This is a genomic window from Bradyrhizobium sp. UFLA05-108 (assembly GCF_059803455.1).
Genome location: NZ_JBANAZ010000025.1, coordinates 67,454 through 87,474, shown reverse-complemented (window position 1 = coordinate 87,474; position 20,021 = coordinate 67,454). Strand labels below are relative to the sequence as shown.

16 protein-coding genes are annotated in these 20,021 nt (G+C 63.0%); 10 read left to right on the top strand and 6 right to left on the bottom strand.

The genetic code is table 11. The features are described from left to right. Nucleotides 1–54: 54 nt before the first annotated feature. Together pncB and SO140_RS19750 are read right to left on the bottom strand one after the other, a co-directional pair. Nucleotides 55–1,359: a nicotinate phosphoribosyltransferase gene (pncB, locus tag SO140_RS19755; protein WP_449380056.1), complete on the bottom strand. Its 1,305-nt coding sequence runs from the start codon at nt 1,357–1,359 to the stop codon at nt 55–57. Between the two features lie 67 nt (nt 1,360–1,426). Continuing rightward, entirely contained in the window at nt 1,427–2,356 is a 930-nt protein-coding gene (locus tag SO140_RS19750; protein ID WP_474802316.1) for a LysR family transcriptional regulator, read from the bottom strand. A gap of 91 nt (nt 2,357–2,447) precedes the next feature. Here SO140_RS19750 and pcaH point away from each other — a divergent pair, with 91 nt between their 5' ends. The 4 genes from pcaH (at nt 2,448) to SO140_RS19730 (ending at nt 6,301) form a co-directional block, all read left to right on the top strand. Then, nucleotides 2,448–3,248: a protocatechuate 3,4-dioxygenase subunit beta gene (gene pcaH / locus SO140_RS19745; protein ID WP_474802318.1), complete on the top strand. Its 801-nt coding sequence runs from the start codon at nt 2,448–2,450 to the stop codon at nt 3,246–3,248. A 4-nt stretch (nt 3,249–3,252) separates the two neighbouring features. After that, complete coding sequence (pcaG, locus tag SO140_RS19740; protein ID WP_474802320.1) at nt 3,253–3,879, top strand: protocatechuate 3,4-dioxygenase subunit alpha; 627 nt, start codon at nt 3,253–3,255, stop codon at nt 3,877–3,879. Between the two features lie 137 nt (nt 3,880–4,016). Continuing rightward, nucleotides 4,017–5,501 (top strand): ATP-binding protein, encoded by a 1,485-nt coding sequence (locus SO140_RS19735; RefSeq protein ID WP_449380060.1) that lies wholly within the window; start codon nt 4,017–4,019, stop codon nt 5,499–5,501. A gap of 260 nt (nt 5,502–5,761) precedes the next feature. Then, nucleotides 5,762–6,301, top strand: a complete 540-nt coding sequence (locus SO140_RS19730; RefSeq protein ID WP_449380061.1) for a hypothetical protein — start codon at nt 5,762–5,764, stop codon at nt 6,299–6,301. A 38-nt stretch (nt 6,302–6,339) separates the two neighbouring features. Here SO140_RS19730 and SO140_RS19725 read toward each other — a convergent pair whose 3' ends face one another. Beyond that, complete coding sequence (locus SO140_RS19725) at nt 6,340–7,242, bottom strand: helix-turn-helix domain-containing protein (protein ID WP_474802322.1); 903 nt, start codon at nt 7,240–7,242, stop codon at nt 6,340–6,342. A gap of 51 nt (nt 7,243–7,293) precedes the next feature. On the opposite strand from SO140_RS19725, the gene pobA reads away from it, so the two are divergent. Next, nucleotides 7,294–8,454, top strand: a complete 1,161-nt coding sequence (pobA, locus tag SO140_RS19720; RefSeq protein WP_474802324.1) for a 4-hydroxybenzoate 3-monooxygenase — start codon at nt 7,294–7,296, stop codon at nt 8,452–8,454. Between the two features lie 60 nt (nt 8,455–8,514). Here the strand turns inward: pobA and SO140_RS19715 are convergent, their stop codons facing one another. The 3 genes from SO140_RS19715 to SO140_RS19705 form a co-directional block, all read right to left on the bottom strand. Then, on the bottom strand, nt 8,515–10,659 hold the full coding sequence (locus SO140_RS19715) for an adenylate/guanylate cyclase domain-containing protein (RefSeq protein WP_498542956.1): 2,145 nt from the start codon (nt 10,657–10,659) through the stop codon (nt 8,515–8,517). An 18-nt stretch (nt 10,660–10,677) separates the two neighbouring features. Beyond that, the gene (locus SO140_RS19710) at nt 10,678–11,346 is read right to left on the bottom strand and encodes a hypothetical protein (RefSeq protein ID WP_449380065.1); all 669 of its coding nucleotides are present in this window, start codon (nt 11,344–11,346) and stop codon (nt 10,678–10,680) included. Nucleotides 11,347–11,524: 178 nt separating this feature from the next. Then, complete coding sequence (locus SO140_RS19705) at nt 11,525–12,502, bottom strand: helix-turn-helix domain-containing protein (RefSeq protein ID WP_474799896.1); 978 nt, start codon at nt 12,500–12,502, stop codon at nt 11,525–11,527. Between the two features lie 482 nt (nt 12,503–12,984). Here SO140_RS19705 and SO140_RS19700 point away from each other — a divergent pair, with 482 nt between their 5' ends. Genes SO140_RS19700 through SO140_RS19680 form a run of 5 tightly spaced genes read left to right on the top strand, consistent with a single transcriptional unit; the run spans nt 12,985 to nt 19,990 of the window. Further along, nucleotides 12,985–13,998: a formylglycine-generating enzyme family protein gene (locus tag SO140_RS19700; RefSeq protein ID WP_449380067.1), complete on the top strand. Its 1,014-nt coding sequence runs from the start codon at nt 12,985–12,987 to the stop codon at nt 13,996–13,998. A gap of 10 nt (nt 13,999–14,008) precedes the next feature. Then, nucleotides 14,009–15,715, top strand: a complete 1,707-nt coding sequence (locus SO140_RS19695) for an arylsulfatase (RefSeq protein ID WP_474799899.1) — start codon at nt 14,009–14,011, stop codon at nt 15,713–15,715. Nucleotides 15,716–15,765: 50 nt separating this feature from the next. Beyond that, the gene (locus tag SO140_RS19690) at nt 15,766–16,779 is read left to right on the top strand and encodes a SphA family protein (RefSeq protein ID WP_474799901.1); all 1,014 of its coding nucleotides are present in this window, start codon (nt 15,766–15,768) and stop codon (nt 16,777–16,779) included. A 36-nt stretch (nt 16,780–16,815) separates the two neighbouring features. After that, a complete protein-coding gene (locus SO140_RS19685; protein ID WP_449380070.1) occupies nt 16,816–18,969 on the top strand; it encodes an adenylate/guanylate cyclase domain-containing protein in 2,154 nt (717 codons plus the stop codon). Between the two features lie 31 nt (nt 18,970–19,000). Continuing rightward, nucleotides 19,001–19,990, top strand: a complete 990-nt coding sequence (locus tag SO140_RS19680) for an ABC transporter substrate-binding protein (RefSeq protein WP_449380071.1) — start codon at nt 19,001–19,003, stop codon at nt 19,988–19,990. Nucleotides 19,991–20,021: the final 31 nt, after the last annotated feature.

The following is a 20,021-nucleotide window of genomic DNA, read 5'->3' as shown; positions in this document are numbered from 1 at the left end:
GGATGCAATCTCGGAGAACGCCGCATCGAACGGCTCTCGGAGTTCCGCGAGGCGTCAGACCAGCACGGCCTGGCGCACGCGGCCAGCATCGCCGAACACACGTAAATACCGTTCGATCTCGGACGGCATGCCGGTCGCCTTCTCCGGATTGTCGGACAGTTTGACGGCGGGACGTCCGTCGACCGACGTCACCTTGCAGACGAGCGAGATCGGATCGAGATTGACGGAGCCGTCGGGCGGGCAGCCGACGAAATCATTGGTGAGGTTGGTGCCCCAGCCGAAGGAGAGGCGCACCCGGCCAGAGAAGTGATGATAGGTCTCCTCGATCGAGCCGACATCCATCGCGTCGGAAAAGACAAGCAGCTTGTCCCTGGGATTGCGGCCCTTCTTCTCCCACCATTTGATGATCTCTTCGCCGGCCTGGATCGGTGGCGCGCTGTCGGGGCGGAAGCCGGTCCAATCGGCGACCCATTCCGGCGCATCACGCAGGAAGGCCTTGGTGCCGAAGGCGTCGGGCAGCGCGATCAGGAGGTTGCCTCCATAGGTCTGGCGCCACTGGTCGAGAATGCGATAGGGCGCGAAGCGCAACTCCTCGTCGTCCTTGGCGAGAGCGGCCGCCACCATCGGCAACTCGTGCGCATTGGTGCCGATCGCCTCGAGATCATTGTCCATGGCGAGCAGGACGTTGGAGGTGCCGATGAAGGATTGCCCGAGCCCTTCCTTCACCGCCTCTACGCACCAGCGCTGCCAGAGGAAGCCGTGGCGACGGCGCGTGCCGAAGTCTGATAGGCGCAGATTCTCGAGCTGGCGGAGCCGCTCGACCTTGGTCCACAGCTTGGCCTTGGCGCGGGCATAGAGCACGTCGAGCTCGAAGCGGCCACGGCCCTTGATCGCCGCGCGCGAGCGCAACTCGTTGAGAATCGCGAGCGCCGGAATTTCCCACATCGTGGTGTGGGTCCAGGGCCCGTGAAAGTGCAATTCGTACTGGCCCTCGACCTTGCGCAGCTCGTATTCGGGCAAGCGGAATTCGGCGAGCCAGCGGATGAAATCGGCCGAGAACATGTGGGTCTTGCCGTAGAAGGTGTTACCGGCAAGCCAGATCAGCTCTTTCTTGGTGAAGCGGATGGTGCGGGCATGGTCGAGCTGGGCGCGCAGCTCGCCCTCGTCGATGATCTCGGCAAGGCGCACATGGCGCGAGCGGTTGATGACCGAAAATGTCACCCTCTGATCCGGGTAGAATTCCCGAATCATCTGTAACATCAACAGCTTGTAGAAATCGGTGTCGAGCAGGCTGCGGACGATCGGGTCCAGCCGCCAGCTGTGGTTATAGGTTCGGCTCGCAATATCGGTCACGGTCATGGCCGAATTCTAGCGTGGCCGATGCGGCGCAACCAGTGGGTTTGGCGGGGGGGCAGGGCGGCCCTGTTCATGCCCCCGAGGCGGTCGCAGCGACCGCCTCGAGCTGGCTGCGGATCCACCGATGGGCCGGGTCCTTCTGGTAGCGCTGGTGCCAGACCATGAACATCGGCAATTCGGCGAGCGTCCTTGCGCGCGGGGCGAGCGGAATGTGCACATGCGCGAAGTCGCGCATCAGACCGTCCGCAAGCAGGCTGGGCATGCTCGCCAGCATGTCGGAGCCGCGCAGGAAAGACGGCACGCCGGAGAAGCTCGGCACCGATATCGCGATATCGCGGTGGAAGCCGTTTGCCGCAAGCCTACGGTCGAAGTCGAGCCGCTCGTTGTCGGTATAAACTACGGTGACGTGGCGCGCAGCGAGATAGGCATGGCGCGTCGGCGGCGCCGAACGCGCTGTTCGGTCATAGTAGCAGACGTAGTGATCCCTGAGCAGGCGCTTCTGCACGATGTCGATGCCAGATGGCGGCAGCGGGCTGATCAGGAGGTCGCAACGGTTCTCGCGCAGCATGGCAGGCGAGGGTGATTGCGAGGGGATCACGCGCAGATTCAGGCTCTTCACCTGGGCTGCGACATGGCGGAAGAAGCGCGGCAGCAATAGGTCGCGCTGGAAATCGTTGGCGGCGATCGTCAGCGACAGGTGCGCTGCTTTCGGTTCGAAGGTGACGCCGCCGGCAAAGCTCCGCATCTCGTCGATCAGTGCGCTCGCCTTGGCGGCGAGCGCCTGGGCATGCGCGGTTGCGACGATGCCGCGGCCGGATTTGGCAAACAGGGGATCGCCGGCGATGCGCCGCAGCTTCTTCAGCCCGTGGCTGACGGCGGATTGGGTGAGGCCGAGTCGGGTCGCGGCCGCCGTCACCGAACCCTCTTCAAGCACGGCGAGAAACAGCGACAGCGAATGGCCGTCGAGGGCCAAATGATCGATTTCTTTCATGAGATACATTATAATTCATCTATTTATCTTGAGAATAGGTCGGCGCATCCTCGTTGTCATAAGCCGCGCGCCCAGCCGCGCCAAAGGGAGACAACGCCAGATGACCGCCCAGGCCGCTCGTATCGCAGCCGCGCAGGACGCCGCCCGCCTCAACCGCCCCGAACCGTTCACTCCGCCTCTTGGCGATGGCGGCTTCTTCCAGCGTGACCGTTCCATCCACCCGCCGGCGCATGCGCTCGGCTACAAATCCTCGGTGCTGCGCTCGCCGCGCCAGTCGCTGCTTTCGCTGGAGAGCTCGATCTCGGAGATCACCGGCCCGGTGTTCGGTCACAACGACCTCGGGCCGCTCGACAACGACCTGATCCGCAACTACGCCAAGGACGGCGATCCCATTGGCGAGCGCATCATCGTGCACGGCCGGGTGATGGACGAGATCGGCCGCGGCGTGCCCAATACGCTGGTGGAGTTCTGGCAAGCCAATGCTGGCGGCCGCTATCGGCACAAGAAGGACACCTATCTGGCGCCGGTCGACCCGAATTTTGGCGGCTGCGGCCGCGCGCTCAGCGACGACAGCGGTTACTACTACTTCCGCACCATCAAGCCCGGCCCCTATCCCTGGCGCAACTACGTCAACAGCTGGCGCCCGGCGCATATCCATTTTTCGGTGTTCGGCTCGGGCTTCGCGCAGCGGCTGATCACCCAAATGTATTTCGAGGGCGATCCCCTGATCCCGGTCTGCCCAATCCTCACGACGATCCCGGACAAGGACGCGCTCGACCGTCTCGTCGCGCCGCTTGATCTCAACGCCTCTATCCCGTTCGACTCGCTTACCTACCGCTTCGACATCGTGCTGCGCGGGGCGCGCTCCACCTATTTCGAAAATCGCCCGGAAGGAAACTAAAGTCATGGCGCAGCCGCTCAACTACCTCAAGGAAACTGCTTCCCAGACCGCCGGGCCCTACGTTCATATCGGATCGATCCCGGGCATGGCCGGCTTCGACATCTTTGAGAAGAACTTCTCCAACGTGCTCGTTACACCGAACACCAAGGGCGAGCGCATTACGCTGGAGGGCCGCGTGCTCGACGGCACCGGTACGCCGCTGCGCGACGTGCTCCTGGAGATCTGGCAGGCCAATGCGGCCGGCCGCTACAACCATCCGGCTGACCGCTCGGCCGGCGCGCTGGAGGAGGACTTTCGTGGCTGGGGTCGCGCGGGTTCGGATTTCGACAGCGGGCTGATCACCTTCGAGACGATCAAGCCGGGCGCGATCACGGACAAGGCCGGGCGCAAATGTGCCCCGCACGTCAACGTCTGGATCGTCGCCCGCGGCATCAATATCGGGTTGAACACGCGGCTCTATTTTTCGGATGAAGAGGCCGCGAACGCTGCCGATCCCGTGCTCAATTTGATCGAGCAGCCGGTGCGACGGTCTACCCTGATCGCTGAGCGCAGCGAGCGCGCCGGCAAGGTGGTGTACTCCTTCACGATCAATCTACAGGGACCCGAGGAGACTGTGTTCTTCGACGTCTAAAAGCCGTCGATGGCTACGCAAGGCCGGCCTCATTGAACGGTGAGGCCGGCCTTTTGCTGAGGACCCGCGGCTGATCACCCATTCCCGTTATCCGCCCGAGCCGATACGATGGCTTATTCTGGGGCCGGAGGAGGGCCATGGGAAAGCGCTCTAGGGCAGGCGGGCCGAGCAGATCGGGTAGCAACACGGCGAAGACGAAAAAGCGACGCAGCGTGCCGAAGGCATCGCGCGCTTCCGTTTCCGCGCGGGCAAAACCTGGAGCAGCGCAGCTTGCTCTCGAACTCCAGGAAGCGAGAAAGCGGCAGGCCGCGACGGCCGAGGTCCTCAGACTCATCTCGGATGCGCCGACTGATCTTCCGCGCGTGTTCGACCGGATCGTCAGGAATGCGGCGCGGCTCTGCCAGAGCGTTCTCAGCGCCGTCTATCGCAGCGACGGGGAACGCGTTCATCTTGTCGCCTATGACCAGTTCTCGCCGGAATCGATCGCGGCGGTGCAGAAAGCCTATCCGGCGCCGATCGCGAGCGAAAACCTCATCTCGGTTGCCGTTCGCGAGCGGCGCGTCGTGCACGAGCCGGACGTGCTCGTCTCCGGCGGATACAGTGAATTGCAGCGGACGTCGAGCTATCGCAGCATCCTCGTGGTGCCGATGCTTCGCGACGAGGTCGCAATTGGCGCCATCGCCGTCATGCGGCTCGTGCCGCAACTATTCCCCAAGGCGCAGGTCGAGCTGTTGAAGACGTTCGCGGGACAAGCGGTCATCGCAATCGAGAACGCGCGGCTCTTCACCGAGGTGCAGGAGCGCACACGGCAGTTGTCGCAATCGCTGGACGAACTGCGCGCCGCCCAGGACGGTCTCCTGCAAACGGAAAAACTCGCCGCTTTGGGACGGCTCGTGGCGGGAGTCGCGCACGAGATCAATACGCCCGTCGGCACCAGTCTGACGGTCGCCTCCGCCTTCGCCAACAAGGCCAATCGTTTCGAAGCCGACGTCGCGCGCGGCGATCTACGTCGTTCGACCCTCAACGAATTCATCGCAGCCGGCCGCGAGGCGGCATCGCAGATCATCATCAACCTCAATCACGCAGTCGATCTGATCCAGTCGTTCAAACAGGTCGCGGCCGATCGCAACGTGTCGGATCGCAGGCGCTTCGATCTCGGCGAGGTCACCGAGCAGGTCGTCAAGGGACTACGCTCCGGGCTACGCAGCGAAAATCTTTTAGTCAGGGTCGAATGCGAACCCAATCTCGCGATGAACAGCTACGCCGGGCCTTACGGCCAGGTGCTCACCAATCTCGTGATCAACTCCGCGGTGCACGCCTTTCCGGACGGCGTGCGAGGATCGGTTCATATCGCGGCGCAGGCGCACGGCAAGGACAAGGTCGAAGTGCTGTTTTCGGACGACGGCTGTGGCATGACCGCCGAAGTCAGGCGCCAGGCGTTCGATCCGTTCTTCACAACAAGACGCGACCAGGGCAGCACCGGTCTCGGACTGCACATCGTCCACAACATCGTCACGAGCCGTCTGGGCGGCCGGATCAAGCTGGAGACGGAGCCCGGTGCCGGAACGACATTCCGCATCATCGTGCCGCGCGAAGCACCGCCGGAATTCGTCGCGAAGTGAACGGCGGACGGTTGAGCCGAGCTCCCCTTCCGTCGCGCTGAGCAACGTCTTCGAACGCTCCGAAGATGACGGTCGGCCGTTCTTTAGGCCTGAAGCGGGATGGGTTTTGGTTGAATCGCGGCGCCCAGAACGCAGAGCACATCGTAGGGAGAGGTCGAATCTCCGAACGGCCAACCGAACCTGATTTCATCCTGCTCTAATTTCGCCAAAATGGTATTTATTCCTAGTTACGGGGCAGGACTGTTGTGTAGGAGTCCTGTATGTTCAGACCTATTCTTATTGCGTCTCTCTTTGTCGTGACCAGTTCGATCGCTTCGGAAGCACGTCCTTTTCGCACCAGCACGGCACTGGAATGTAATGTGACGATGCCGTGCGACTTCTCATTGTCTCAAGTTCGTCGCGAGAGAGTTTTGCCGGACGCGAGACGAACGCACCTCGTGACGCGAGGAGCGGTCGCTGACGCTCAAGCCGCCGTGACACAGGTGAATGTTTCCGGCACCCAGATCGTCGGCGGTCGCCCGTCCGGGTGCCCTCGAAGCTTCTGCGGCTGCGGCGCGGCCTTGCATGTCTTCGGCCGGATCGTCCCGGAATTGAATCTTGCGGCCAATTGGCTGCGCTTCCCACGGACAGCGCCGGCACCGGGCATGGTTGCGGCACGGCGCGGACACGTCTTCGTCTTGGAGCAACACCTCCAAGGCGACATGTGGATGGCGTACGATGCCAACTCAGGCAATCGCTCAACGCGAATTCACGCGCGGTCGCTGCGAGGCTATACCGTCGTCAACCCGCACGCGACGTGACGACAATTAGGTCGTCAGGTCGCTCCCCTGCGCAGAGATCATTCCCCGCCATGTAGCTGCGCGCGAAAGGCGCGCGGCGAAAGCCCAGTCGCGGCGGCGTAGACCCGGCTGAAATAGGCCGGGTCGTCGAAGCCGAGTGCGTAGGCGATCGTCGAGACCGGCAGGTTCGTGTAGACGAGGTTGCGCCGCGCCTCGCGTATCAGGCGGTTGAGGATCAGATGCGAAGCAGTGTCTCCGGTCGCGGTGCGCGTGATCCGGTTGAGATGGGTCGGCGTCACCGACAGCGCCCTGGCATAGTCGGCAACGCTCCAGCGTCCGAGATGGTGCGCTTCGAGCAGCGCCTCGAAGCGGCGGAACAGGTCGGAGTCCGCTGAGCCGCCGCCGCCACTCCTGCCGGTGAGCTCGCGGGCCACGAGACCAATCACCGCCGCCGACAACGCGCGCAACACATGCGCGCGGCCGAAGTTGCGGCCCGCGTGCTCGGCAAAGATCTGCTTCATGGTAGTGCGGATCTGCGGCGTGCCGCGCACCACGGCCGATTGCGACAGCGTGCCGCGCAGGCCTTCCGAGGCGAGCAGCGCCTCGTCGAGAATTTCGGCCGCGATCGTCAGCACCCAGCCCTGGGTATCAGGCACGAAGCGGAAACCGTGTACGTGGCCGACCGGTACGTTGACGATCTGCATCGGTTTCAACGGCACCACACGCCCGTCGAGCGTTGCCTCGCCCCCGCCGCGTTCGATCAGCAGCACCTGGTGCAGCCGCGCGTGGCGGTGCACGGCCAGCGTCCAATCATGCAGCACCGAGCGGGAGGCGATGGTCTCGCAATGCACGACGTCGGGCAGATCGCCGGATTCGCCGAACAAATTGTAGACCTTGATGGCCGTTGTCGAGGGAGCACGGGGCATGTTCGAATTGTACAAGACAAAGGCCGATCCCTCCATCGGTTTACCGCACGAAATCTGCGAAAAACCCGCAAACGGGAGGACGGGAAAATGAAAGTTCAGGTCTGTATCATCGGCGGCGGCCCGTCGGGGCTGCTGTTGTCCCAGCTCCTGCACCTCAAGGGCATCGACACGGTCGTGTTGGAGAAATACAGCCGCGACCATGTGCTCGGCCGCATCCGCGCCGGCGTGCTGGAGCATGGCTTTGCCGAGCTGATGCGCGAGGCGCAGTGCGGCGAGCGGATGGACCGTGAAGGCGAGATACACAAGGGCTTCGAGATCGCCCATGACGGCGTGCTCTCGCATATCGACCTTCACAAACATTCCGGTGGCAATTCGGTGCTGGTCTACGGCCAGACCGAGCTGACGCGCGATCTCTACGAGGCGCGCGACCGTCTCGGCGGCAAGGTCGTGCACAATGCCGAGGACGTCACGCCGCACGATCTCAAGTCGGACAAGCCGTTCGTGACCTATCGCGCGAACGGGGAGACAATCCGCGTCGACTGCGACTACGTCGTTGGCGCCGACGGCTTCCACGGTATCAGCCGCAAGTCGATTCCGAAGGACGTATTGAAGGTCTATCCGTTCGGCTGGCTCGGCGTCCTGTCGCGCACAAAACCGGTCTCGCCGGAGCTCATCTATGTGAAGCACGAGCGCGGCTTTGCGCTCTGCTCGCTGCGCTCGCAGGTGCTCAGCCGCTACTACATCCAGGTGCCGCTGACCGACAAGGTGGAGGACTGGCCCGACGAGGCGTTCTGGGCCGAGCTGAAGCGCCGTTTGCCGGACGAGGTCGCCAGCCGCCTGATCACCGGTCCGTCGATCGAGAAAAGCATCGCGCCGCTGCGCAGCTTCGTGGCCGAGCCGATGAGCTATGGCCGTCTGTTCCTCGCGGGCGATGCCGCCCACATCGTGCCGCCGACCGGCGCGCGCGGGCTCAACAGCGCAGCTTCCGATATCTATTATCTCTATCACGCGATGCTCGCGCACTATCAGAAGGGCGATGATTCCGGCCTTGAGAGCTATTCAGCCAAGGCGCTGGCGCGAATCTGGAAGGCGCAGCGCTTCTCCTGGTGGATGACGATGATGCTGCATCGTTTTCCCGACCGGATCGACTACGAGGACAGGCTGCAGCAGACCGAACTGGAATATTTGTTCTCGTCCGAGACGGCGCAGCGCCTGCTCGCGGAGAATTACGTCGGATTGCCGTTCTGAGACGAGCATGCTGCCTTCCCTTCTCCCGCAAGGGGAGAGGGTGCAGCGGCGCGCTTGGCGCTACTTGCCTTCCAGCGTATTCACCGGCGTCCAATCCGCGGCTGGCGGATTGGTGATGAATTCCTTGGCGCGCATTGCAAAGAGCGCTGATGGTGCGTCTGTTGGAGCGACGTTGTCGAAGCAAGCTGCTGCCTTCGCGAATTCGCGCGCCCGCCAGTGGGCAAGCCCCCCGGCATAGCCCATCGCCGTCTTCGCTTGCTCTGCCGTCTCCACGCCTCGCGCGGCCAGCGGCTCATAGACCCTGATAGCCTCGTCGCGGCCTTTGACACGGACGGCGTCGAGCTCGCGCCAGACAAATTTGTCGGCGGTTTGCGCGACCGTCATTTCGGAGGCCATGATCGAGGTCGCAAAGTATTTGTTGGCGCCTTCGAGGCGTGAGGCGACGTTCACAGTATCGCTCATGACGGTATAGTTGAAGCGCCGGTGCGAGCCGATATTGCCGACCACGGCCTCACCGGTGTTGAGGCCGATGCGGTGCGCAAGGCTTTCGAAGGCGGTGTGGTTGCGGTTGAGCTCGTCGAGCCGCGCGTTGCAGGCAAGCGCCGCGCGCACGGCATTGCAGGCGTGATCGGGATCGGCGACCGGGGCGCCGAACACAGCCACGATGGAATCGCCGATATATTTGTCGACGTAGCCGCCATGGCTTTCGATGACGTCAGTCATGGCAGAGAGATACGCGTTCATAAGCGCGACCAGCTCGCTAGGTGCCATCTTTTCGGCGATCGAGGAGAAACCGGCGAGGTCCGAGAAGAACACGGTGACGTTGCGCATCTCGCCGCCGAGCGCGGGCATCTTACCGGAAGTCACCATGCTCTCGATCACCTGCGGGGCAAGGTAGAGCGCAAAACTCCTGCGCAGGAAGCGTTCACCCCGGTCGGCGATGATGAAACGGTAGCCGATCATCATGGCGCTAGAGGCAAGCCCTGCGAGCGCCGGCTCGGTCAAAGGCAGGGTGTGGGCGCGAACGAACAGGCTCACCGCGCAAGCGGTGTAGACGGCCATGAGTGCAAGATAGGCGAGCGCCGCGCGGCCCGGCGCAAGCAGGCAGGAAGCGAATGCGATGATCCCCGCAATGACGATCGTGAGAACGGTTCGCATGGGGAAGCCGAGCTCGCTCACCGCATCGCGCTCCATCAGATTGCGCACGACGGTCGCGTGGATAAAGACGCCGGCTATGTCGCTGCGTGCTGCCGGTGCCTTCCGTGAGGGGGCGGGCAGGGCGCATCGCGGTGCCGACGTGCCGTCATATCCGCCCGCGAGATGCAGCGACGTGAGCTTGCGGTCGTAGACATTGAGCACGCTGCCGAGAATGACGACCTTGCCGTCAAAGGCGCGGTGGAAGAACTCGCCGTTGCCTTTCTCGACGCAGGCGCGCAGATCCGCGAAGGAAAACTTCGGAACGTCGCGGCCGACGCCACGGAAATTGAGCGTCAGCGTATTCGGCACGGCACTCGGGATGGCGTAACCGGCGAGCACCGTGCTGCCGTCCGGCGCAAGCTCGGGCTTTGCGCCGAGCGCGCGCGAGGCCAGCTCGACCGCCATCGCGGGAACTTCCTTGCCATCGATCGAAAAGCTCAGCGGCATTCGCCGGATGATGTCGTCGGGGTCGGTGTTGACGTTGAGCGCGCGGATATTGCCCTTCACTGCCAATTGCTGCGCGCGGTAGGGAAAGTCCGGATGCTCGTTGCTCACGATCGCGCCGAGCACGAGCTTCCCGGCATCGGACGACTTGCGCAGGGCGATCAGGTAGTCTCGGTCAAAGCCCTTCATGCGGTCGCCGAGCGGCGCATCGCCAAAGGGTATCTCCGACTGCTCGATCGAGCTCGGAAAGATCACGTCGAAGCCGACCACCTTGGCCCCGCCATCGACTACGGCACCGATCACCCGTCCGATCTCACGCGTCCAGGTCAGCGTCGGCGACCCCTTGAACGGGGGCGTGTCATAGGTTTCGTCGTCGATCGCGATGACGACGACGGGTGAGGCGGCGGCATCGCGACGATCGCTGAAAAGCCTCGCGCTCAGGGCCGTCAAGATGTCAAGCGAAAGCCCTTGCAGCGTATTGAGAGGCGGCGAGGTGAAGACGGTGCCTGCGAGCAGCGCGATCACGATCGCCGCAACGATGTCCCGCCTGCCGATCCCTCGCATCGCCCCGTCGCACGCCGCCTATTCGAGCCGCAGCAGCCGACCGACGATCGGTGTTGCAGACGAAGTCGCGTGAGCATCGATCTGAAAGGTGTAGTGCCGCGCGCCGAGGGTCGCGAGATAGGTGCCGCCGGGCGTCAGCGTCTTGCCGGCCTTTGCGAAATCGTAGAACTTGCCGGCAACCAGACTATCGCTCTTCAGCGGTACGGTGATCGTCGGCTCCTTGCCGTCTGTGCGCTCGATGACCAGCGTGCCGCCGCTCTTGGCCTGGACCAGCGGCGAGACGCCGTAGATTGTGGGCAGTTTTGCCGGCGCGTCTTTCGTGTCCGAGCGCACGGTGCGGAAGGTCGTTGCCGCGCTCTGGTTGGCCTCGCGCTCGGTGAGCTGCGCGGCGTTGGCGTCGCAGGGCACCTTGATGCGCTGGACGTCACCGAGCTGCACCGAGCTCTGCTCGGCGCCGACGAGGACGACGCCGCCGGTGATGGTCTCGCGCCAGCACGATTTGAGATAGCCGAGTACCAGGGTGCCCTTTGGGCCGAGCTTGATGACCTTGCCGGGCGCCACGTAGTCCATGAACTCGACGCCGTCGACCTTGCCCTGTACGTCCTCGACGATCGCGGCCGGAGTTTCGGCCCATGCGGGCGCCGCAAGGCAAAACACACCGGCCATGGCACCGATCAGGCGTCTCATGAGCTTTCCCATCCAATTCGAAAGGTCCCTGGCGTCCCTGCGCAGCAGGGGGCGGCCGCAGGAAATGTGACCAGAATCACTCTTGTTATTGGTGCACTTTATTCGGGATAGGTTCAATGCGAAGCACGCAGGGCGTGATGCCGCCCGATCGGCTGGGAAGCCGTTTTGGAGGCCGCCGTCAAAGTTGCCGATCGGCGAGTTCGCCGACCGGCCCGCCCAGCGTCTGAGACGGATATTCGCCGAACATCGCGCGGTAGTAATGCGAGAACCGTCCGAGCTCGTAGAAGCCCTGCTGCATTGCGACGGTGGCCACGGTCGTCGTGCCGGGAACGCTATCGCGAAGGATCGAGTGGATGGCGCACAGGCGCTTGTGGCGGAGGAAGGTCACCGGTCCCACGCCGAACACTTCGTTGAAGGCGCGGTGCAGCGAGCGACGTGGCACGCCGAGCGCGGCGCAAATCTCCGAGATATGGACCGGACGGGTCCCAGCCTCTTCCAGATAGTCCTCGACCTTGCGGATGATCCGTCGGGCCGACGGCAAGCGCGCACTTCCGCCCGGCGGCAATGCGGACAGGACGGTCATTCCCATGCACTCGGCGATCGATCGCTTCCAGAACTCGGCGGATGACTCGGACAGGGCGCCGTCATGCGTGCCGAGCTGGAGCACGATCCGGCTCAGCCGGGATGCGGCGACGTGGCCGACGTCAAGATCGGCGCGAAAGTGGTTCTTGTGGCGCCAGCTTTCGGGATCAGCAAGCCGCGGCTCACCACCGAAGATCGAGGCGACCTCATCGAGGTCGAACCGCATCGCCGCATAGGCGGAGGCGCCGTGGAAGATGCCGTCATGCTCGACCAGCGGGGGCATCACCAGCACATCGGTCGGCCGCATGTCGAACGACCAATGGTTGACCCTGTCTTCCGCCGTCAGCAGCATGCCGACGATAAGCTTGTCGTCGCTGGAAATCCGCTGCGTCCGCATGCCGACGTTGAAGGAGCCGATGCTGAGCGAAAAGTCGCCGATGCCGACATGAGACAACGTGCCGCGGAGCCTGCCGCGCCCGAGCTGCATCACGTCGACATGCGTCCCGTGGACAGCCTGATGCAGCCCTTCGAAGCCGTCGAGCTTTCGCGAATCAACCAGTAGATGCGTCCCCATTTGATCAGCGTGATGCCCAAGCGTGTTGATTCTGCGGCAAGTTGCAGCCCGGGTCATCACAGCGGCGCGATGGGCTCTGTTCCGCAGTTGAGGAAAATGATCCTCGAATTTCATAGGAGGGATTTCCCGGCTGCGCTGGGACGATGGGGGATACCTTGATCGCGCTCCAATGCCTGGGCCGTGCTCGCAAGCTGCCCTGGCACGATCTGCACATCACAGCGCGCGAAACTTGAGTTAGCTTTTGCAACCTCAACGATATTCGTCGCGATCATCCGCTGAAGGCGGATCACGCGCCGCAAGGCCGGCTGCGTGCGCAGTGACGCGCACGCAGAGAAAAGGAGGAGAGGGGGCCATTGGCTTTTTCAAACCTCCGGCAGATATGGGAACCCGACCAATGTGCCGTCTGAGACGCGCAAGCCGCAGCCGTCGAAATCCCCGGATACCACCACCCTGAGGCAGCGGGAACGATGTGGAGTCTGACCATGTTTCGGGCGGACATGGATCACTGCGTGTGGCGGCCGGATGACACGCGGAGCGGTGAGATGGTGTTCGTCTCCGGCGACACCTTCCTGATGGGCTCCGACCATCACTATCCCGAGGAAGCGCCGAGCCACCGCGTCTCGGTCGACGGCTTCTGGATCGATCGCACGCCAGTGACCAATCGGCAGTTCAAGGAGTTCGTCAACGCGACCGGCCATGTCACCGAAGCCCAGATCGTTCCTGACCCGAAGGACTATCCCGGCGCGGTGCGCGACATGCTCTATGCTGGCTCGCTGGTTTTCTCGCCGCTTCCGCGCATCACCGATCCCAGGGATTGGAGCCAGTGGTGGATCTTCATGCGCGGCGCCAACTGGCGGCATCCATACGGACCGAAGAGCAACCTCAGGGGGCTCGACGATCATCCAGTCGTCCACGTCTCCCATAGCGACGCGCTCGCCTATGCGCGCTGGGTGGGCAAGGATTTGCCGACCGAAGCGGAATGGGAGTTCGCCGCGCGCGGCGGGCTCGACGGTGAGGAATACGCCTGGGGCAACACGCTAACGCCGGGTGGCAGGCATATGGCGAACATCTGGCAGGGAAGGTTCCCTGTCCAGAATCTCGGCGAGGATGGGTTCGAGCGTACCTCGCCGGTCATGGCCTTTCCTGCCAACGGCTACGGCCTCTACGACATGATCGGCAATGTCTGGGAATGGACCGCCGACTGGTGGTCGGCCAGGCACCAGGCGGACGCGGCGAAGCCATGTTGTATCCCACTCAACCCGCGTGGTGGATCCGAAGCTGCGAGCTTTGATCCATGTCAACCCGACATACGCATCCCCCGCAAAGTTTTGAAGGGTGGCTCTCATCTTTGCGCGCCGAACTACTGCCGCCGCTACCGCCCGGCCGCGCGCCACGCCGAGCCGGTCGATACGTCGACCTGTCACGTCGGGTTCAGGTGCGTGGTGAGGTCGCCGTTTGCCGTTGGACACAAGCAAGAAGGAAGTGCTGCAACATAGGGAGTATCGAATGAGCAGCGAGTTGGAGAACAAGAACAACCAGTCCCGGGCTGACCAGACGATCAATCGCAGAAACCTACTTCTAGGCACATCCTCAATCGTCGCCGCGGCGACGCTCACATTTGAGGCACTGGCGCAGGCGCAAAAGGCTGCACCCCTCGCCGTCGCAGCCCCGTCCGGCCGCAAGCCCAACATCCTCGTCATCTTCGGCGACGACATCGGCCAGACCAATATCTCCACCTATTCCTTCGGCGTAATGGGCTATCGCACGCCCAACATCGACCGCCTCGCCAAGGAAGGCATGATGTTCACCGACTACTATGCCGAGCAGAGCTGCACGGCGGGCCGCTCGTCCTTCATTACCGGGCAGTGCACGCTGCGCACGGGCCTTTCCAAAGTCGGCATTCCCGGCGCGACCGTCGGCTTGCAGGCCCGCGACGCGACGATCGCTGAACTCCTGAAGCCGCTCGGCTACGCCACCGGGCAATTCGGCAAGAATCATCTTGGCGACCGCAACGAATACTTGCCGACGCTGCACGGGTTCGACGAATTCTACGGCAATCTCTATCACCTCAACGCCGAGGAGGATCCCGAGAACTGGTTTTATCCGCGCGATCCCGGCTTCCGCGAGAAATTCGGACCACGCGGCGTGCTCCGCTGCAAGGCGAGCGACCGCGACGATCCGACCGAGCATCCGCGCTTCGGCAAGGTAGGCAGGCAGACCATCGAGGACACTGGTCCGCTGACGAGGAAGCGGATGGAGACGATTGACGATGAGACGTCGGCCGCAGCCATCGACTTCATCAAGCGGCAGGCGCAGGCGAACACGCCGTTCTTCTGCTGGTTCAATTCCACGCGCATGCATTTCCGCACTCACGTTCGCGCCGACCATCGTGACAAGCCCGGCTTGAACTCGAGGACGGAGTATGCCGACGGTATGATCGAGCACGACGCGACGATCGGGACGATCCTGAAGACGCTGGACGATCTCGGCATCGCCAACGACACGATCGTGCTCTACACCACCGACAACGGCCCGCACCAGAACTCGTGGCCGGATGCCGGTACCACCCCGTTCCGCAGTGAGAAGAATACCAATTGGGAAGGCGCGTTTCGCGTGCCGTGCCTGATCCGGTGGCCCGGCCGCATCGCCGCCGGCTCGATTTCCAATGAGGTCGTCAGCGGTCTCGACTGGATGCCGACACTGCTGGCGGCGGCCGGCGATCCCGACGTCACGCAGAAGCTGCTTACCGGCCATATTGCCGGCGGCAAGACCTTCAAGGTGCATCTCGACGGCTATAACCAGCTTCCCTATCTCATGGGCCAGCAGCCGAACAGCGCGCGCAAGGAGTTCATCTACTTCAACGACGACGGCGATCTGGTCGCCGCGCGGATCGAGAACTGGAAGATCGTCTTCGAAGAGCAGCGCGCGCCCGGGACGATGCGGATCTGGGCCGAGCCCTTCACCAAGCTTCGCGTTCCCAAATTCTTCAACCTTCGCTCCGATCCATACGAGCGTGCCGACGTCACGTCGAACACCTACTATGACTGGCTGATGTCGGATGCCGCTGGCGTCATCGTCGCGGGACCTGCGATCGTCAGCCAGTTCCTGGCGACGTTCAAGGACTATCCGCCCAGCCAACGGCCGTCGAGCTTCAGCATCGATCAGGTCGTCGAGAAGATGCAGCAGAGCTTCGAATCTGTGCAGAGCAACTGATGCGAGCGATCGCCAGGATTCGAAGCCAAGACGCGTGAAGGGGACCAGTCATGCCGAACATCAGGCCGCTCGGAATCGGCGCACTTGCCCTTGCTGCCGTGTGGCTGCCGTCGTCGGCCCTCGCCGATTCCGGCGGCGTCAGCTTCTGGCTTCCCGGCATCTTCGGTAGCCTTGCCGCCGCCCCGACGGTGCCGGGTTGGGCCTATTCGACGATCTATATCCATCTGCAGGCGAATGCCGGAGGCGGGCAAACCTTCGTCACCAGCGGCGGTGTACCGGGCTCGGTCGCCGCTGGCATCAATGCGCACGCTGACGTGCTCGTTCAAGGTATCACCTATACTTCGCCGATGCCCGTGCTCGGCGGGCAGGCCGCCTTCACCGTGCTCACGGCGCCGGGGAACATCGGTGTGGGCATCGACGCCTCGCTCACCGGGCCCCGAGGAAACACCATCTCGGGAAGCAAAACGGACGATCGCACGACGCTGACCGACGTTTTCTATCAGGGCACGTTGAAATGGAATCAGGGTGTCCACAATGAGATGGTTTACGTCACCGGCAACATCCCGAGCGGCACCTATGATTCGAGCCGCCTCGCGAATTTGAGCTTTGGCTTTCCCGCGGTCGACGCAGGTGCCGGTTATACGTATCTCGATCTGAAGACCGGACATGAATTCTCGGTGGTTGGCGGGCTCACATACAATTGGATGAACCCATTCCTTCAGTACCAGAACGGCATTGATTTCCATGTTGACTGGGCGGCGTCGCAGTTCGTCAGCAAGAATGTCCATCTCGGCGTCGCCGGCTACTTCTTCCAGCAGCTCACCGACGACAGCGGTCCGGGGGCGAAGCTCGGCGGTTTCAGGGGCCGCGCAATCGGCATCGGTCCGCAGATCGGATTCATCATTCCACTGTCGCAAGGCTACCAGGGCTATCTCAATGTCAGGGGTTACAAGGATATCGACGTCGAGAACCGGCCCAACACCTGGACGGCGTGGGTGACGTTCTCGGTCTCGCCCGCGCCGCCGGAGCCGGCATCGGCTAAGCCGATCGTGCGGAAATACTAGGGAGGGTAGGCGGGATGTCGGACACGGGGTGAGTATGTGAAACCTCTGACGATCAGGCGAGTTGCCGACGAGGCCGGCTCACCTGGAGCGCGGCTTCTCCGCGTCGGCTTCCGCACGTCGGTCATCACGTTGTTCATCGCTGCTGTGCTGCTGATCGGGCTGACGCTGGTTTATCTCAGTTTTGCGCGCGTCTCTGCAATCACGCAAACGGCGGCTGGCACCTTCATCGACAAGGTTGCGCAGCTCGGTGCGGACCGCATCGACACGCAGTTCAGGAATGTCCGTGACAATCTCGCCATTCTCGGCGGGCTTCCCTCCATTCAATCGGCCGAGATTGACGACAATTCCAGGCTCTACGGCCTGATGGCGGCGATGCTGCGCAACAACGAGCCGCTGTTCAATCTCTATGTCGGCTATGAAGACGGCTCCTTCCTGGAGCTTGACGTTATCGATCGCGCGGGGCCCAGCTTCCGCGCCAGCCTGCACGCGTCCGAAGATGCCGTGTTCCGACTTGTGGTGATATCGCACACGGGTGCATCGCCGCAAACCGCCGTCACGTCGCTTCTGTCGGACAATCTGATACCGGTTGCCGACATGCCGGCGCCCACTGATTACGATCCGCGCCAGCGGCCCTGGTATGTCGATGCGTTCAGGGCGGAAGGCACGCTGCTGACCGGCCCATACGTCTTCTTTGCCACGGGATCGCCGGGTTACACCCTGCGGATGCCGCTGACAGAGGGCCGTCGCGGCGTGGTCGCCGGCGACATTCTGCTCGCGAGATCGGAAATGCTGCTCAACCAGCAGCGACTCGGGTCGTCCGGACTCGCATTTCTGTTCAACGACGACGGCCGCATCGTCGCTCATCCGCAGATGAGCGAGCTGGTCGAGAGTTTTCACGGGCGTGGCGGCGATCTACCGAAGATCGACGCGATCAAGCTCGCGGGCCTGCCGGCGGCGATCCAGTCGTCGAAGCAGGAACAGACCAGGCATCAGTTCATCACCGATGCGACCGGGCGGACCTATGTGGCCGCCTTCCACAAGATCGATTCGGCTGGCGCCGCCAACGTCAGGTTGGCGGTAATCGCCGCGCTCGATGAGTTCTACTCGGAGATCATTGCCGAACGGCGGACGTTGTTCGCCACGGCCCTTGCCTTTGTTGGCGCCATGGTGCCCTTTGCGTTCTGGATCGGATCGCTGATGGCGCGCTCGCTACGGGAGCTCGCAAGGCAGACCGACGAAATCCAGCGTTTCCAGATGGTCGACCGGCGGCGGCTACGTTCGGTGATTACGGAGATCGATGATCTTGGCCGTTCGGTATCCACCATGCGAACGGTCGTGCGCAACTTCTCGAGCTTCGTGCCCAAGCAGATCGTTCGGCAGTTGATCGAATCCGGGACGGCGCTGACGCTCGGCGGCACGCGGCGCGAGATCACCGTACTCTTCTCCGATGTCGCCGATTTCACCGCGAAGACCGAGCGTGCCGATCCGTCGCAAGTCATGATCTACACATCGCGCTATTTCGCTGCGTTGTCGTCGACGATCATGGATCGCCACGGCACGATCGACAAATTCATCGGCGATGCCGTGATGGCGTTCTGGAACGCGCCGATCGATGATCCCGACCACGCCGTTAACGGTTGCCGCGCAGCACTCGCCTGCCTCAGCCGCAATGAGGAGCTCAACGAAAGCTTCGAGCGCGAGGGCTGGCCTGCCTACACCACGCGTTTCGGGCTGCACACGGGGGATGCAGTGGTCGGCAATGTCGGCTCGCACGATCGCATGAACTACACGGCGTTCGGCGCCACGATCAATCTGGCGTCGCGGCTGGAAGGATTGAACAAGAACTACGGCACGAGGGTGCTGGTCAGCGAGGCGGTCAGGAAGCGTGCGCAGGACCTCTTCCTGTTCCGCAATGTCGATCGGATCAAGCCGAAGGGTTTTGCGGAAGCCGTCGCGATCTTCGAGTTGCGATGCGAGCAGATCGGGGATTTCGCGGCCGAAGCGGCATTCTGCCGGCGCTGGGATGAGGTCTACGGCCTGCTGTCGCAGGATCACGCCAGGGCGCTCAGCGCGATCTCGGCCTTTCTTCGCGACTATCCGGACGACCGTGTCGCGCAGCACCATGCGGCGCAGCTTCGGACACGTGAACCGATGCAAGCGCCAGCGGGTGCCGCGTCCAGGCTGTATTGATCCGTCCCGCCCCCATTGCCGGGAGAATGAGATGCTGGATCGGCGGCAAGTCCTGAAGACGGCTGCGACATTCGGGATGTCGTGGCCGGCGCCCGCGATCGCGCAAGTGAGGACGAGACTGCGGCTCGGCTATCTCCATGTGGTCGCGGTGGACGGTCACATCTGGACCGGGCTTGATCGCGGCGTCTTCGACAGGCAGGGAATCGAATTCGATCTGCACGAGTTCAACACGGGCCCGGAGGTCTTCGAGGCGATGGCAAAGGGTCAGCTCGACGTCCTATCGGCTGGCGGCGTCATCTCGAACTATCTCGCACTTGGACGCGGCCGCGGGTTTATCATCAACGACATCGAGATCGCGACCGCCCAACTCTGGGTCAGGCCGGCGCTCGGTGTGAGCCGGTTCGCCGATCTCAGGGGCAAGCGGATCGCGACGACCACGCAAACCACGGCACATATTTTCCTTCACCGGGCATTGCGCGCCAACGGAATCGAACCCTCCGAGGTCGAGGTGCTCAACAGCAGCATGTCGGTGGCAGTCCGGTCGTTCATCGCGGGCGAGGTTCCGGCGGTCGCGCTCTGGGTCCCCTTCAACGTCACAGTCCGCGAGGAAGTGCCGGATGCGATCAAGCTTGTGGATGCGTCCGCATTCTACCCGCAATCGGCGGTGCTCGGTGGCTGGGTCGCGCGTCCGGACTATTACGCCGACAACAAGGAGGTCTTGGTCCGGATCATCCGCGCTTGGATCGAGACCAACGACCACATGGTCCGCAACCCGGCTGCGGTCGCGGAGGCGCTCAGGAATAATCACTACAGGCAGGCCGCGACCTCCGACGTCACCGAGGCGCTCAAGGCGCAGAAGATGTTTGCTTCGCGCGAGTGGAGGAAGCTCTATTCCGACGGCACGGTCGTGAGATGGTTGCAGCAGGTCAGCGATTTCTTCATGGCCGATGCAGGCATCGCCAACTCGGTGCGGGCATCGGACTATTTCGACCCGAGCCTCTATCTCGGCGTAATGCAGTAACACTCTTGTGCCGCGTCCGGTTTGCCGCGAT